Genomic DNA, 15,468 nt, shown 5'->3' on the forward strand with positions numbered 1-15,468 from the left:
CCTTTTTATTTTGAAAGTTATAGCATTTTAATAAACAATCAAATGTTGTAAATTTAATAGTGAACTTTCGGAGTTCTGAATTGTCTGTTAATAAACATTTGCTCTAAAAAACCGCTATGATAAAACGACTAACCTTTATTCTGCTGCTAATACCTGTTTGTTCATTTGCACAAGAAAAACTCTTGACACTTCAGGCCTCAGTCGATTCCGCATTTGCCAATAATGCCGTGTTGAATGAAGCCAATGCCATCATGGAGCAAAAACGCAATGAATGGCGTACGATGACGGGAATAGAGGCGCCCGAAATCAGCTATTTTGAAGAAGGTCGTAACAGTTCGGCAACCAAACCCTTTGAAGAGCGCAGGTGGACCGTTTCTCAAACCATCGATTTCCCTTTAACAACAGTCTATCGGTTAAAGGCGATTGGTGATGAAGCAAAAGCTCTGGAATACCAAATCCAGGCTCAGCGAAACAATATTCGCGCAGAAGTAAAATCGCGTTATATCGATATTCTGTACGCTTCGCGGTTGCAGGATTTGGCTGAAAAGCAAAAGCAACTGGCTGACGAACTCTATAAAGCGGTTTATACCAAGTTTGAAACCGGGATGGGAAACGGAATTGACCTGACAAAAGCTGAGCTGCAGGTTGCCGAGGCGGAGAATTTTCAGAGTGAGGCAGAACGAATGCTGCACATGGGGAGATACAGCCTGTTTCGGTTGATGGGGATGGAGATTGCAGATATCAGCTACAGCATTCAGTTTGTCGATACATTGAGTAGCCGCGAAGTGGTTGTTAGTCAGATTACCGCTTTGTCGGTATTGCATGAACAACCGGAATACCTGGCGGCAATGGCGGCCTACGAAGCCAGTCAAAATAAAATCCGTGAGGCTAGGAGTAACATTCTGCCTGATATTCGATTCAACTTGTACAAACAGAATTACGGAGATGGTTTTAAGTACAATGGCTTTGAGGTCGGTTTGAGTATTCCGATTTGGCTACCGTTTGAGCAAAGCGGAAAGATTAGGATGGCCAAGGCGTACCAGGATGAGATTGAATGGCAGCAGAAAGGCATTGAGCAGGAAATGAAGGAGCGGATCGAACACGCCTGGCACAGCTACAGCTCCAGTAAGCAGATTATCGATCGCTATAACCAAACGATGAGCGCCAAATCAGCCCGTTTGCAGCAGTTGAGTATTGATGCTTACCGTTTGGGTGAGATTGACCTGATGAACCTGATTTTAGCCCAGCAAACTTATTTGGATAACCAGCGACGTTACCTTGATGCCCTTCACGATTTCTATTTGCAGCTTACCCAGCTGGAGAAATATTTAAACCTTGAATTAGTTTATTAATCACAATGCATATGATTTACAGTAAATTAACCAGCCTCAGCGCTTGTTTTTTGTTCGCTATCGCTCTCTCCTGTTCGTCGGGTGAGAAGTCTCCGCAAGCGACTGTTGATGTTCGCGAAACACCCCCGTCTGTCTCCGGAACAGAAACAGGAAAACTTTTAATTCGCTTAAGTGATAAAGAGAAAAAAGAGTTGACCATCGAAACGCAGCGGGTTTCGACCGACATCAAAAACTACAGTTTGATGGCCTCGGGGGTTGTTTTTCCGGCAACCAATCATGTTAGTGTAATCAGTACGCCTGTTGACGGTCGGGTAAGTGCCATCATGGTCCGCGATGGACAACTGGTGAAAAAAGGGCAGGAGTTGTTCAAGCTTGAAAGCCTTGTGTTTGGAAATTTGGTTGCCGAATACCTTCAGGCTGCAGCAGAGGAAAAGTTTCAGACAACCCGTTTGGAGCGGGTGAAGCAATTGGTGGATCAAACCATCAGCTCAAAGTCGGAATTGGATCGCGCACAGTCTGATTATGAACGGGCGAGAACTGCCTCGATCGCTTCTGTTGCAAAGCTGAAAGCCATCGGTTTTCCGGATCACGAGGTTGAGGCACTGAAAAATGCCGATCAAATTGATCCTAGCTTGAAGATCCATGCGCCGATAGCTGGCAGTTTTGACCAGTTGCAGGTGGAGTTGGGGCAGTCGGTGAATGCGCTCGACAAGTTGGGGCGAATTATCGATCTCCAAAAAGTGTTGGTCAGAGGATATTTGAGTCCCGAGGATGCCCGCTTTGTGCAAACCGGTGATACCGTTCGGATTTCGCGTCGTGATGATGACAGCAAAAAGATATTAGCCTACATTTCCTCTGTGAATCCCGGCTTGGACGAGGATAACCGATCGGTTGTCGTCAATGTGGAGGTGGCGCCGGAAAACGAGTGGCCGAAGCCGGGCGAAAATGTTCGATTGGCGATCAGTGCCATTTCGAGCGGAGAAGTGTTCGCTGTCCCGTTAAAAGCGGTGACGTATGACGGTAACCAGGCTGTGGTTTTTGTGAAAAAAGACGATGGTGTTTTTGAAAAACGTTTTGTCGATGTTGCCGAAATCCGCGATCAGTTTGCCATTGTGAAAAGTGGCATGCAGGAAAATGAAGAGGTGGCCGTTTCGCAAATATTCAGTCTGAAAGCTCTTTCCCGTTACGAGTTGATTTCCGAAGAATAACCCAAAATCATCAAGATGCTCAATCAAATTGTCGTTTTTTCGGTTCGCCAAAAGTTTGTTGCCCTTTCGCTGGTTGTGTTAATGGCTGCCGCCGGTGTGTATTCGTTGATGCAGATTCCGATCAACTCGTTACCTGATGTGACTCCGGTTCAGGTTTTGGTGATCACCAAGGCAGGCCGCTACTCGCCGTTCGATGTGGAAAAGCTGGTCAGTTATCCGATTGAGACAGCTATGAATGGTTTACCCGATGTAAAAGAGGTTCGTTCCATTTCGCAGTTCGGTCTTTCTGCTGTTACCGTGGAATTTGAAGAAAATACGGATATCTATTTTGCACGCCAAATGGTTAGTCAGCGGCTTCAGTCCATATCCGACGAATTGCCGCCTGATGTTTCCGCTCCCCAATTGGGGCCGATTTCCACAGCCCTGGGTGAAATCTACCAGTACCAGGTCAAAGGTGAAGGTTATTCGCTCACCGAGCTTCGGGAGATTCAGGACTGGTTGATTGCACCGCAGTTAAAGGTTGTGAAAGGAGTCACTGAGATCAATTCTTTTGGAGGCTTTGTAAAAGAATACAACGTTCTGATTCAGCCGGGCAAAATGCGCATGTACAGTATCAATATTCAGGATATTATTGATGCTATTGCCAGTAACAACTCCGTTTCCGGCGGAAATTACCTGGTGCACAATCGTGAACAGTACATTGTTCGGGGCTTCGGGCAAATCAACAAGAAAGAAGACATTCTGAATATTGTCGTTGCCAAACGCGACAACACCCCTGTTTTTATCAAAGATGTGGCTGATGTTGAAATCGGAACGCAGATTAGGCAGGGCGGCGTTACCCGCGACGGAAAGGGTGAGGTTGTGACAGGTATCGTGATGATGTTGCGCGGAGGAAACGGGCGCGAAGTGATCTCGGATATTGAAGCAAAAATTGAATCCATCAATAAAAATCTGCCGGAGGGTGTGCAGGTCGAAAAATTCTACGATCAGTCGGATCTGATCAACCGGACAACGGGAACCATTAAAACAAACCTGATGGAAGGTGGATTCCTGGTTATTGTTGTTTTACTCTTGCTGCTCGGTGAAATTTCGGGTGCATTGATCGTGGCCATGGTTATTCCGCTTTCCATGCTGTTTGCATTTATTGGCATGCGCGAGTTTGGTTTGGCTGCCAACCTGATGAGTTTAGGAGCGATTGACTTTGGTATGGTGGTCGACGGTTCGGTGGTGATGGTTGAAAACATTGTGCATCGCCTGCAGGGACGAAAGGATGATGAGGTGCCCGATGAGACGATTATTTCGGCTGCGAAACAGGTGGTTCGGCCTATCTTTTTTGGCGTCCTGATCATTCTGATGGTTTATGTGCCGATTATGACTTTCAGCGGCATGGAAGGAATTTTGTACCGGCCGATGGCCATTACCGTTGCAGCTGCCGTGCTGGGTTCACTGTTGCTGGCACTGGTTTTTATTCCCTCCATCTCTTCTATTATATTTCGGAAAGGGGTGAAAGTGCGGCGCAATTACCTAATCGATTGGTTAAAGCCGATGTACCTGAAGACCTTGGAATGGCATATGCAGAAGCGCTTTTTAGTGTTGACTTCAGCCTTACTCCTTTTTGTATTTTCTATAATTGTCATGGTTCGGCTCGGGAGCGAGTTTTTGCCCGAGTTGGAAGAAGGTTCCATTTTGGTGGAACAGGTTCGGATGCCATCGGTGACCTTGGAAGAGTCGATTGAAAATGCCAATTGGCTGGGAGGTCAGTTGATGAAAAATATTCCGGAGATTAAAACAGTCGTCCCCAAAACCGGACGCTCAGATTTGGCAAACGACTGGATGGGCGTTCACCAAACCGATGTTTGGGTGGTGCTGAAAGATCCGAAGGAATGGCGAAAAGGCATCGAAAAGGAAGATATTATTGCTGAGATTGAACCTTATTTGAAGACAGAACCTGGTTTGGCTTACAACTTTACGCAGCCAATTGCCATGCGTGTTGATGAATTAACCAGTGGGGTGAAATCAGATTTGGCTGTTAAAATTTATGGTGAAGATTTGGACGAGTTGAACCGTATTGGTGAAGCGATTTCGAAAATTGCTGTTGGAATGGAGGGGACGGATAACTATTTCGTTGAGCAGCCAATCGGGCAACCTTACTTGACGATTGAGATTGACCGGGAGGCCGTTGCCTCGTTTGGGTTGAATGTGGATGATGTGCAGCAGGTGATTGAAGCCGGTATCGGCGGACAGGTTGCAGGACAAGTCTACGAAGGACAGCGCCGTTTCGATATTTTGGTGCGTTATCCGAAAGATATCCGGGAGCAGTTGCAGCAGATTCAGGAAATCCCGGTCTATTTGGCCAATGGGCAGTTTATTCCGCTGAAACGGGTCAGTAAAATCGTTGCGCAGGAAGGGCCCCGAGAAATTCAGCGCGAAAATGGCTGGCGGCGCTTGATTGTCGGCGTCAACATTAAAAATATCGATATCGGAACTTATGTAACCAATCTTCAGCAAGCTATCGATGAGAAGGCGAATGTGCCGCCTGGCTACTTTCTCGAATACGGTGGTACCTTCGAGAACCAGCGTCGTGCCATGAACCACCTGTTGTTGGTCGTTCCGTTGTCGCTGTTCATCATTATTGGCCTGCTGTATCTCAACTTCGGCAGCATGCGTTTTGCGATGATTATTCTTTTGAATCTTCCTTTTGCGCTCTCCGGTGGGGTGTTCTTGCTTTGGATGCGCGGCATGTATTTGTCGGTTTCGGCCAGTATCGGCTTTGTAGCCTTGTTCGGGGTGGCGGTGCTGAACGGTATCGTGTTGCTCGATCACATCAACGAACTGCGAAAAGAGAGCTCACTGCCCTTGCGGAAATTGGTAATTGAGGGTGCCGGCGACCGGCTTCGCCCGGTGCTGATGACGGCTTTGGTGGCCAGTTTGGGTTTCATTCCCATGGCGTTCAATTCAGGCCCGGGTTCCGAGGTCCAGCGTCCTTTGGCCACAGTTGTAATTGGTGGATTGATCACGTCGACTTTCCTGACTTTGTTGGTTTTGCCAACGATTTACCTTTGGGTTGAAGGACGTAGCCGGAAGAATGGGAAGTCGGGTTCCCCGGAAACGCTTTAAATTAAGAACCTTTAACCTTTATATGCTGTCAAATTAACCGGACTGTAACCCAAACGCGGAGCTTTTTTGGTAACTTGAATTTCACATTTTGACAAGACATACAAGAACTTTTTGGAAGGAAATCCGCGATTATGGGGAGAAGCATATCAAATTCAAATACAGTAAAAAGACATACGATATTAGGAGCCGGAGGGTCAATTGGCAATAGCCTCGCAGAAGAATTACTGCAGCACAATCAGATCGTAAAACTGGTTTCGCGCAGCGGGTTTACCATGTCCGGCGCCAGTTCAGAGAAGGCTGATCTCACCTCCTATCCGGCGACACTGAAAGCCGTTAAAAATTCAGATGTAGTGCACCTGTGTGCCGGCCTGCCTTATCGTTATGAGATTTGGGAAAAACAGTGGCCGCGCATTATGGATTACGTTATCGAAGCCTGCATCAAGGAAAATGTCCAACTGATATTTTTCGATAATGTGTACATGTACGGGCGAGTTGAAGGTAAAATGACCGAATCGACGCCTTATAATCCCTTTAGTAAAAAGGGAGAAGTTCGGGCTAAGATTGCTTTGGAACTGGAAGAGGAAATGCATCGGGGGAATATCAATGCGATCATTGCCCGTTCAGCGGATTTATACGGACCTCATTCAGTCGAGACGAGTATGTTGTATCTGATGATGATGAAAAACCTCAAAAGCGGTAAAAAAGCGCAGTGGATGGGGAGTATGACGCAGCCTCATTCGTTCACCTACACCATTGATTGCGCCAAAGCGATGCGGCTTTTGGCCGACGACAGTAAAGCGCGGAATCAGGTGTGGCATTTACCAACGACGAATCCGGGATTGACGGCAGAACAATGGGTGAAGCTGATCGCGGATGAGTACAAAACGGATCCCAAGCTCATGCTGATTCCAAAGTGGATGGTTAAGTTGATGGGTTATTTTGACAAAACTATTTCGGAGGTGTATGAAATGCTGTATCAGCAGGAAATGGATTATCACTTCGATTCAACGAAATTCAACAGCTATTTCGACTTTACCCCAACGTCGTACGAACAAGGTATCCGGGAAACAATTCAGTATTTAGATAAAACTGGTCGCTAGTATCCTTCTGGTTACATTGACTTTGGGGTAAGAATAACTTGTCCGTTTTGTGCAGTCAGCGAATATTGGCCCCCGAATAGTAGCGGCATATTTTCGTCGATGTGACCGGAGGGACAATCGAAATAAACCGGAAAATCGTAGTCCCTTACAGCTTCAAAAATAATTTCTTCGACGCTTTGCCCGAACGGCGAGTCGTTATCTTTCATCTCGGTGAAACTTCCAACCAGTAATGCACTCAGATCCTTCAGTTTTCCGGCCATTTTCAAGCCGTGCATCATCCGGTCCAAATGATACAGGTATTCAGTGAGGTCTTCAATAAATAAGATTTTGCCAGCTGTGTCTGGTGCCAATGCAGTGCCCAACAAGCTGTAAACAATCGACAGGTTGCCGCCGCAAAGCTCGCCCTCTGCATGGCCGCCCCGGTTCAGTTGGTGAGCGTCGAAAGTGTCAGTTGAAAAGTTTCCCCGAACCATTTGCATCAGTTTCCGGTAGCTTTCAGTTTGCACTCCGTCTTTCAGATAAAAAGCTGTCATCGGGCCATGGATACTGCAAAAACCTTCCTGTTGAAACCTGGCGTGTAAAACAGTAATGTCGCTAAAGCCAACCAGCCATTTGGGAGATCGGCGGAAGCGTTCAAAATTCAATTCATCCACCAGTCTTATGGCTCCGTAGCCTCCTCGTGAGCAGATAATTGCGCGGCAGTCCGGATCATCCAGTGCTTCTTGAAAGTCGTTGAGGCGGTCTGCATCGGTTCCCGCAAACTGAAAATGTCGGTCGAAGGTATGTTGTCCAAGCAGAACTTCAAATCCTTCCTGTTTCAAGAGTTCTACTGCAGGCATTACTTTCTCGGCGTCTATTTTCCCAGCTGGCGATACAATCCGGATTCGGTCTCCGGGCTTTAAAAAGGCAGGTTGATGCATGAATTTTGAATTTGGCATGAAGATACAAATCTTCAGAATACGCCGGCTTTAACTAAAGACCCAAATTATCGTAAAATCGGTTGACAGCGTTCTATGTCAAACAATTAAAAAATAAAAAGCGATGAGAAATCGTGTCGGTGTGCTGGGATCCGGAATTGTTGGCCGGGTTTTGGCGGATGGTTTCCTGAAACATGGTTACCAGGTAATGGTTGGGACACGCCAACCGGGAAATTTGCGGGATTGGTTGAAGGAAGGAGGAGAAAATGCTTCGTTGGGCTCTTTTGAGGAAGCAGCCCGCTTTGGAGATGTGGTTGTGCTGGCTGTAAAGGGCAGTGCCGCCGAGTTTGTGCTCGACTTAGCGGGAGCTGCCAATTTGCACGAAAAAACGGTCATCGATACCTGTAATCCAATCAGCAGCGATGCGCCCGACAATGGCGTGCTTCGTTATTTCACGCCGCAAAACTCATCGTTGATGGAGCAATTGCAAGCAAAGTACACGCGGATTCATTTTGTGAAAGCCTTTAACAGCGTCGGGAATGCCATAATGGTCAATCCGAAATTGAAGGGCGGCACGCCAACTATGTTTATCTGTGGTAACAGTGATAAGGCGAAAGAAGAGGTAGCCGGAATTTTGACTCAGTTTGGTTGGGAGACTGCCGATATGGGAGGCGTTGAAGCGGCGCGACCAATTGAGATGCTGGCGGTGCTTTGGTGTATCCCCGGATTATTAGAGCACCAATGGGGACATGCTTTCAAACTAATTCGGTCGTAGGAAAGTTGTATAATAAAAAAGCCCCTGAGAAGGGGCTTGGCACATTTAGTTTAGCTTTTTATAGATCCAGGATCCCGATCCTGTTTGCTTTTCCCAATTTGTTCTGGCCGAAAGCGCGTCGTCGATGGTGACGTAAGCTCCCAGCGAAATGTAATGTAGTCCTTTAATGACACCCAAGTCGGTTCCCTGGTATCCTTTCTTGTCCAGTTGACCGATAAAGGTTTGTGCGTTTTCCTCAGCGCGGAAACTTCCGACAATCAGGAAATAGCGGGCAGGTGTTTCTTCTATCATTTCTTCAGCCTGCGCTGCTTCAGCAACTTCTTCTGCATCAGCAGTAATCGTTTCTTCAGCTGCCGGTGTTTCTTCCGCGACAGCAGGTGTTGCTGTTGGCATCATCATTTCACGAATGCTGCCCAAATCAGATTTTTGGATGTGCGTGGTGTTGTTTTTCAATGGAATAACAGCCAATGCAAACAACAACGGAACAGCCAGCAAAACTTTTTTCAAGCTGCGTTTCTGGAAAATTACTTCTACGACCTGACGATCTTGTTGCGAGATAGCTTTGCGGGCTACCTGGCGAGAGAACAAACTTTCGTAGCTGAAAGCATCCAATCCGAACGCATCGATATTCAGGTTTCCTTCAATTTTAGGAGTGAATACCAGATGTTGTTGTTCGTCGTAGTGCAGATCACCCAATCCCGGGATGTTGATATCTTCTCCGTCAGTCAGGCGGTAGTTTAGTTCCTGAACCATCAAATCAACCTTTTTACGGGCAGCGATATAATTCAGTCCTTCTTCCGAAGCAACGTGATTAACCAGCAGCCCATCGTTGAAGTTCAGTTTCTTGTTAAAACTGACCGATTTTGCGGGAGGCGTAAACTGCGATGCATGTAATCCGGCTTGTTTGTAGTTGGTTACAAAACCGCCAAAGCCCGGAATAATCACGCAATCATTCAGCAATAATAGTTCTTTGATGTAGGCTAATAATTCCACAGATTCTCGTGTTTGAAATCAAAAATAAAGAAAAATTAATGGCCCGCCAACTGAAAGTTTTCAACATATTAAGTGTTTTTTGAACCTTGGTTGTATTAACCTTCACAAGTTGAAAGGAGTAGGATGCTTCAATTATGCTTATTTTTACGAAAAATTTAAAACCAACTTATGACTGCAAAAATATTGGTGACCGGCGGAACCGGTTACATTGGCTCCCACACGGTAGTTGAATTACAGCAATCAGGCTACGATGTTGTGGTTGTTGACGACTTGTCAAACTCGAGCATTGAAGTTCTGGATAATATCGAGAAAATCACGGGTATCAAGCCAGCTTTCGAGCAATTGAATCTTTCTGATGCTGCCAAAACCGACGAGTTCTTCGGAAAGAACACCGATATTGCTGCGATCATCCACTTCGCGGCGTCCAAAGCTGTGGGTGAATCGGTTCAAATTCCGCTGCACTATTACAGAAACAACCTGGTTTCGTTGATGAACATTCTCGACTGCCAGTTGAAATACAACATCCCGAATATCGTTTTTTCTTCGTCTTGTACTGTTTACGGACAACCGGATAAGCTGCCGGTGACGGAGACCACACCTCGTAAAGATGCCGAGTCGCCTTACGGAAACACGAAGCGTGTGAACGAAGATATTCTGAACGACGCGATTAAGGCTTATCCGCAATTGAAGGGCATCGCTTTGCGCTATTTCAACCCGATTGGCGCACACCCGACAGCTTTAATCGGCGAATTGCCGCTGGGCGTTCCGCAAAACCTGGTGCCTTTCATTACACAGGCGGCTGCTGGTTTACGCGATGAGCTGAAAGTTTTCGGCGACGATTACGATACAACTGATGGTTCTGCTGTTCGCGATTACATCAACGTGGTGGATTTGGCGAAAGCACACGTGGTTGCGATTGAGCGCTTGCTGCAAGCGAAAAACAAGTCTGGTTACGAAATCTTCAACCTGGGAACCGGAAACGGCTACTCCGTTTTGGAAATCGTGAAAGGTTTCGAGAAATCGACAGGTGTGAAGTTGAATTACAAAATTGTAGCCCGTCGTGCCGGTGATATCGAAAAAATCTGGGCCGATACAACCTATGCCAACGAAGAATTGGGTTGGAAAGCGGAAACCGGTTTGGAAGAAACGCTGCTTTCAGCCTGGAACTGGGAGAAACGCGTTCGCGGCATCCAATAATTCCGAAATAAATTGCAATAGATATCAACGGATTCGGCCAATGGTCGGGTCCGTTTTTCTTTTTCCGGGGCTTCGCTTTCAGCTTAAAAATTAATAGGCTGAAAAAATAGAGAATAGCTTTATCTTTGTCCCCGTAAACCGACCTGATTATTTGTCGGTTCGTGCAAAATTACAACATGAAGAACAAAGGCGAGAATAAAGGAAAAGATAAGAATCCAAAGCGTGAAAAACCGCAAACGACTCAGTTTAAAGTGAAGCAGGAAGCTGAACTGATGAAGTTTTTGATTGAGAACATGCCTCACAAAAACCGGAATAACATTAAAACGATGTTGAAAAAGCGGCAGGTGGTTGTGAACGGAACTGCTATCAGCCAGTTTAATCACGTTTTAAAACCTGGTGATTCTATTGAGTTGAGCCGCAGACCTGCGGATAGTGCTTTGAAGATGCCCGGCGTGGTTATCGTACATGAGGATGACCAAGTGATTGTGGTGAATAAAAACGCGGGTTTGTTGACCATTGCGACCGACAAAGAAAAACGCGACACGGTTTACAGCATGCTCAGTAGCTATGTGAAAGTACAGGACCGGGGTAACAAAATTTTTATCGTGCACCGACTTGATCGTGAGACGAGTGGCTTGATGCTTTTTGCGAAGTCGAAGGAAGTAAAGGAATTGCTGCAGGAAACATGGACCGAAACAGTCGGTGAAAGAACCTATTTGGCTGTGATCGATGGTCAATTGGATCCGACGGAAGGAACGCACAGTTCTTATCTGTTCGAGAGCAAAGCATTTATCGTTTATTCTTCGCAGGATCCCGAACGCGGGCAGCATGCGGTTACGAATTACTCGACCTTAAAATCAAACGACGAATTCTCGCTGTTGAAAGTGAACCTGGAAACAGGTCGCAAGAACCAAATTCGCGTTCACATGAAGGATTTAGGTCATCCGATCGTTGGTGACAAGAAATATGGTTCCACCTCGAATCCGATCAGACGTTTAGGTTTGCATGCCTGGGTATTGGCTTTTACACACCCAACAACCGGTAAAAAGTTTCGTTTTGAGACGTCCATTCCCGGAAGCTTCCTGAAATTATTCTAGTAGAAAGCGCAGCTAATAAACGCAATTTAGAATCGTAGATTCATAAAATTAAATATAGAAAAGGGGCTTTTTAGCCTCTTTTTTCGTTTTGTAAATCAAGGGCTAATTGCTAATTTAGGATTTGTAAACATTGAAATCCTATGAAACGCCGCAACTTCGTAAAATCCGCTATCGCGGGCGGTTCTGCTTTGTCAATAGCGGGAATCAGTGCCTGCTCACCTGAAACAAAACAACCGGTAGATGATCAGGAAAGTGTCGATTTGGCTGCTTTCGATTTGAACGAATTCACAGTCGGCCAGTTTCAGCAATTCATGGCTGACGGTGAACTGAGTTCGGTTGAGCTTTGCCGGAAATATCTGGCCCGAATTGAACTGGTCGATCCGTTTTTGAAATCAGTGATTGAATTGAATCCGGACGCTTTGGAAATTGCAAAGCAAATGGACGACGAGCGGGCGAAAGGACAAGTTCGCGGACCTCTTCACGGGATTCCGATTTTGATTAAAGACAATATTGACACCGGCGATAAAATGATGACCACAGCCGGTTCGCTGGCTTTGGCCGGAACCTCGGCGCCGGACGACGCATTCATCGTAAAAAAATTGCGCGCTGCCGGAGCGGTACTTCTGGGAAAGACAAACCTCAGCGAATGGGCCAATATTCGTTCCACCATATCATCGAGTGGCTGGAGCGGGCGAGGCGGGCAAGTGCGCAATCCCTTTTGCCTCGACCGAAGTCCCTGCGGCTCAAGTTCGGGTACGGGTGCTGCCATTTCCGCGAACCTATGCGCGATTGGTATTGGTTCGGAAACGGATGGTTCCATTGTTTGTCCTTCGGGAATCAACGGTATTGTTGGTGTAAAACCAACACTCGGGATGTGGAGCCGTGATGGTATTATCCCGATTTCGCATAGTCAGGACACTGCTGGACCGATGTGCCGTACGGTGAAAGATGCAGCTATTTTGCTGGGTGCTTTGGCTGAATTTGATCCGAATGACGCAGAAACCCATTTGGAGAAAGGTCCAATTTATTCTGATTACACCCAGTTTCTAAAAAGAGATGGTCTCAAAGGTTCCCGAATTGGAGTGGTTCGGAATATGTTTCCGGCGAATCGGGAAGTGGCTGGTTTGGCGGAGCAAGCGATTGCCGACTTGCGAAGAGCCGGCGCTGAAATCGTTGACAAGTTGGAGTTGACGGCGCGTAGCGAATGGGAAGCGGCGGAGTGGACCGTGCTGATTACAGAGCTTAAAGCTGATATGGCCTCATATTTGGAGAGTCGCACGGATCAAAATATGCGGACGCTGGCCGATCTGATTGTTTTCAATAAAACACATGCGGAAGAGGAGATGCCTTGGTTTGGGCAGGAAATTTTTGAGCAAGCCGAGCAAACAAAAGGCCTGAATGATCCGGAATACCTGGAAGCATTGAAAAATTCGAAGGAGAAATCGCGTAATGAAGGAATTGATCGTTTAATGGATGAACACCAGCTTGACGCCTTGATTGCTCCAACCAACGGGCCATCGTGGCCGATCGATTGGGTGAATGGCGATAATTATACCGGGGGAAGCAGCGATGCAGGCGCCGTAGCCGGATATCCCAGTGTGACTGTTCCGGCTGGATTTCTGAAGGGATTGCCAATTGGGATTTCTTTCTTCGGACGGGCTTGGAGTGAGCCGGTTTTATTGAAGTTGGCTTTCGCCTACGAGCAAAGTACGATGCACCGTCAATCACCGGATTTTAAACGAACGATCAGCTAAGCAGTTGAAAGTCGGTTTTAAAGCGAATGAATATTTTCGGGATTGCCTGCTTTTCGGTAAATTCGCCCAAATTAAAAATCAATTAGCATGTTTTCAGGAATAGTTGAAGAGTATGGCGTTGTAAAAGCCATTGAACGGGAACAGGAAAATTACCATTTCTCGCTGACCTGTTCATTTGTGAATGAGTTGAAGATCGATCAGAGTTTGTCGCACAACGGCGTTTGTTTGACGGTTGTAAAGATTGATCTGGAAGCCAAAACTTATACGGTAACAGCCATTAAAGAAACCATTTTGAAAACAAACCTGGGATATCTCGAAGTTGGTTCGAAAGTAAACCTGGAGCGCAGCATGATGATGAACGGACGTTTGGACGGCCACATCGTTCAGGGTCATGTTGACCAAACTGCTGTTTGCAAAAAGGTGGAAGAAGCGGACGGTAGCTGGTATTTCACCTTCGAATACGAATTCGACAAGTCGAAAGCGCAACAAGGTTACATGACTGTTGAAAAAGGGTCGGTGACCGTGAACGGAGTCAGCCTGACCGTTGTCAACTCGAAAGACAATTCTTTCCAGGTTGCCATTATTCCTTACACTTACAAAGAGACCAACTTCCATACCTTTAAGGAAGGTTCGGTTATCAATTTGGAATTCGACATTATTGGAAAGTACCTAGCCAAACTGGCGACGTTTAAATAGCAGATCACCTTTCAAGATAAAACGAAGATCCGGCCAATTGACCGGATCTTGTGCTTTTTAAGAGTGAAATACCAACAGGGGCGTTTTCACATGAAATACCATCTTCCGCGCAATACTGGGATTAAATATTCTTGTAATCATGTTTCGCTTGTGGGTGGTGAGCGAAAGAATATCGATGTCGTTTTCTTCAATAAAACTCTCCAAATCCTGCAAAATGTTAGCACCCGGTTTTACAATACACTCAATGGGGGTGTCCGGATATTTATTGGCAAGTAAGTTGTGCAGGCTTTCCAGCTTGGCTTCGTCCCATTCACGGGCGGCGTCCGGTCCAACGTGCAGACAGCAGAGCTTGGCGTTGAACGGTTTCAGCAAGCCCAAAAGTTTATCCAGGGAAACGATGTCTTTTTCATCGAAGTTGGTCGCGTAAACGATTTTCTTCATCGAGGCCAGGTTCAACAGGGGCGCTTTTTCCGGAATAACAAGTACCGGAACAGCCGATTTGTAGATGACGCCGGCAGTCGTACTTCCCATAATATCCAAATCATCTTCTTTTGGCCCTTTGATGCCCATGACGATGAGCCTTGGCGGGTGTTTTTCGGTAAAATACAGGATATCGTCTTCCGGGTAACCCAATTTGATCATGTGCTCCGATTCAACTTTTTCCCAGGTTTTCACCCCGATGTAATCTGTCAGCTTGTTCAAAAACTTAACAAACTCTTCGTTGGCAAATTCCTCGCGTTCTTTCAAATGGTCGTATAGTCCGGTGTTGAAGGCCATAACATCGGAGTAGGGCATGCTGAAGAAGTCGGGTTGTTGAATCACGTGGTAAAAGATCAGTTTTGATTCCAGCTTTTGAGCAATTTCAAAAGCCATTAAAGCTGCTTTAAATGAGTAGTTTGAAAAATCAACCGGCACCAGGATGGTATCTTCGGTCTTCATTTTATCTTTATCTTCTTTGCCCAGTAATTCGTCAACAATTGGCCAGGCTTTCTTCACATCTTTCTCATAAATCCGAACTTTAACACCGGAAGCAACAGCTCCCTGGATCAGATTTATGTTCTCGAGGCTACATTCAATACCTTCTGATTCCAACATTGAACGCAGTATTTCAGCTTTGGAATAAGGTAGAAGGGCGATCGTGATTAGTTTCTCATCCATAGCTTCAGGTTTTTAATGAACAGTTTTATTTATTATTTCGAATTTAACAGCTCTTTGGTTTCAAACAATTGCCTGTTTCTTTGTTAAAATGTTTTTTAAGTTAT

At 46.1% G+C, this 15,468-nt stretch carries 12 protein-coding genes; 9 read left to right on the top strand and 3 right to left on the bottom strand.

The genetic code is table 11. The features are described 5' to 3' along the window. Positions 1 to 116: 116 nt before the first annotated feature. The 4 genes from BC643_RS13330 to BC643_RS13345 all read left to right on the top strand — a co-directional run bounded on the left by BC643_RS13330 (position 117) and on the right by BC643_RS13345 (position 6,777). Positions 117 to 1,352, top strand: a complete 1,236-nt coding sequence (locus BC643_RS13330; protein WP_120273557.1) for a TolC family protein — start codon at positions 117 to 119, stop codon at positions 1,350 to 1,352. Between the two features lie 11 nt (positions 1,353 to 1,363). Beyond that, a complete protein-coding gene (locus tag BC643_RS13335) occupies positions 1,364 to 2,560 on the top strand; it encodes an efflux RND transporter periplasmic adaptor subunit (protein ID WP_170154548.1) in 1,197 nt (398 codons plus the stop codon). A gap of 15 nt (positions 2,561 to 2,575) precedes the next feature. Then, entirely contained in the window at positions 2,576 to 5,677 is a 3,102-nt protein-coding gene (locus BC643_RS13340) for an efflux RND transporter permease subunit (protein WP_120273559.1), read from the top strand. Between the two features lie 131 nt (positions 5,678 to 5,808). Further along, positions 5,809 to 6,777, top strand: coding sequence for an NAD-dependent epimerase/dehydratase family protein (locus tag BC643_RS13345; RefSeq protein WP_120273560.1), 969 nt, complete (start codon positions 5,809 to 5,811; stop codon positions 6,775 to 6,777). An 11-nt stretch (positions 6,778 to 6,788) separates the two neighbouring features. Here the strand turns inward: BC643_RS13345 and BC643_RS13350 are convergent, their stop codons facing one another. Further along, positions 6,789 to 7,697: a S66 peptidase family protein gene (locus BC643_RS13350; RefSeq protein WP_170154549.1), complete on the bottom strand. Its 909-nt coding sequence runs from the start codon at positions 7,695 to 7,697 to the stop codon at positions 6,789 to 6,791. A gap of 121 nt (positions 7,698 to 7,818) precedes the next feature. Here BC643_RS13350 and BC643_RS13355 point away from each other — a divergent pair, with 121 nt between their 5' ends. Further along, positions 7,819 to 8,469: an NADPH-dependent F420 reductase gene (locus BC643_RS13355; protein ID WP_120273562.1), complete on the top strand. Its 651-nt coding sequence runs from the start codon at positions 7,819 to 7,821 to the stop codon at positions 8,467 to 8,469. 45 nt (positions 8,470 to 8,514) lie between these two features. Here the strand turns inward: BC643_RS13355 and BC643_RS13360 are convergent, their stop codons facing one another. Further along, positions 8,515 to 9,462, bottom strand: coding sequence for an HU domain-containing protein (locus BC643_RS13360; protein ID WP_120273563.1), 948 nt, complete (start codon positions 9,460 to 9,462; stop codon positions 8,515 to 8,517). A gap of 168 nt (positions 9,463 to 9,630) precedes the next feature. Here BC643_RS13360 and galE point away from each other — a divergent pair, with 168 nt between their 5' ends. The 4 genes from galE (at position 9,631) to BC643_RS13380 (ending at position 14,206) form a co-directional block, all read left to right on the top strand. Further along, the gene (gene galE / locus BC643_RS13365; protein WP_120273564.1) at positions 9,631 to 10,659 is read left to right on the top strand and encodes a UDP-glucose 4-epimerase GalE; all 1,029 of its coding nucleotides are present in this window, start codon (positions 9,631 to 9,633) and stop codon (positions 10,657 to 10,659) included. 176 nt (positions 10,660 to 10,835) lie between these two features. Further along, positions 10,836 to 11,756 (top strand): RluA family pseudouridine synthase, encoded by a 921-nt coding sequence (locus tag BC643_RS13370; protein ID WP_120273565.1) that lies wholly within the window; start codon positions 10,836 to 10,838, stop codon positions 11,754 to 11,756. Positions 11,757 to 11,896: 140 nt separating this feature from the next. Further along, positions 11,897 to 13,510, top strand: coding sequence for an amidase (locus tag BC643_RS13375; RefSeq protein ID WP_120273566.1), 1,614 nt, complete (start codon positions 11,897 to 11,899; stop codon positions 13,508 to 13,510). An 87-nt stretch (positions 13,511 to 13,597) separates the two neighbouring features. Continuing rightward, complete coding sequence (locus BC643_RS13380; RefSeq protein ID WP_120273567.1) at positions 13,598 to 14,206, top strand: riboflavin synthase; 609 nt, start codon at positions 13,598 to 13,600, stop codon at positions 14,204 to 14,206. A 57-nt stretch (positions 14,207 to 14,263) separates the two neighbouring features. Here the strand turns inward: BC643_RS13380 and BC643_RS13385 are convergent, their stop codons facing one another. Continuing rightward, positions 14,264 to 15,364 carry a universal stress protein gene (locus BC643_RS13385; protein WP_120273568.1) on the bottom strand — a complete coding sequence of 367 codons (1,101 nt, stop codon included), beginning with the start codon at positions 15,362 to 15,364 and terminating at the stop codon, positions 14,264 to 14,266. Positions 15,365 to 15,468 lie beyond the last annotated feature (104 nt).

It is taken from the genome of Mangrovibacterium diazotrophicum, from assembly GCF_003610535.1.
Classification (GTDB): domain Bacteria; phylum Bacteroidota; class Bacteroidia; order Bacteroidales; family Prolixibacteraceae; genus Mangrovibacterium; species Mangrovibacterium diazotrophicum.

Excerpts from the sequence above, each read along its gene's own strand:
- BC643_RS13330 (WP_120273557.1), top strand. The coding sequence starts at position 117 with ATGATAAAACGACTAACCTTTATTCTGCTGCTAATACCTGTTTGTTCA.
- BC643_RS13335 (WP_170154548.1), top strand. The coding sequence starts at position 1,364 with ATGATTTACAGTAAATTAACCAGCCTCAGCGCTTGTTTTTTGTTCGCT.
- BC643_RS13340 (WP_120273559.1), top strand. The coding sequence starts at position 2,576 with ATGCTCAATCAAATTGTCGTTTTTTCGGTTCGCCAAAAGTTTGTTGCC.
- BC643_RS13345 (WP_120273560.1), top strand. The coding sequence starts at position 5,809 with ATGGGGAGAAGCATATCAAATTCAAATACAGTAAAAAGACATACGATA.
- BC643_RS13350 (WP_170154549.1), bottom strand. The coding sequence starts at position 7,697 with ATGCATCAACCTGCCTTTTTAAAGCCCGGAGACCGAATCCGGATTGTA.
- BC643_RS13355 (WP_120273562.1), top strand. The coding sequence starts at position 7,819 with ATGAGAAATCGTGTCGGTGTGCTGGGATCCGGAATTGTTGGCCGGGTT.
- galE (WP_120273564.1), top strand. The coding sequence starts at position 9,631 with ATGACTGCAAAAATATTGGTGACCGGCGGAACCGGTTACATTGGCTCC.
- BC643_RS13370 (WP_120273565.1), top strand. The coding sequence starts at position 10,836 with ATGAAGAACAAAGGCGAGAATAAAGGAAAAGATAAGAATCCAAAGCGT.
- BC643_RS13375 (WP_120273566.1), top strand. The coding sequence starts at position 11,897 with ATGAAACGCCGCAACTTCGTAAAATCCGCTATCGCGGGCGGTTCTGCT.
- BC643_RS13380 (WP_120273567.1), top strand. The coding sequence starts at position 13,598 with ATGTTTTCAGGAATAGTTGAAGAGTATGGCGTTGTAAAAGCCATTGAA.
- BC643_RS13385 (WP_120273568.1), bottom strand. The coding sequence starts at position 15,364 with ATGGATGAGAAACTAATCACGATCGCCCTTCTACCTTATTCCAAAGCT.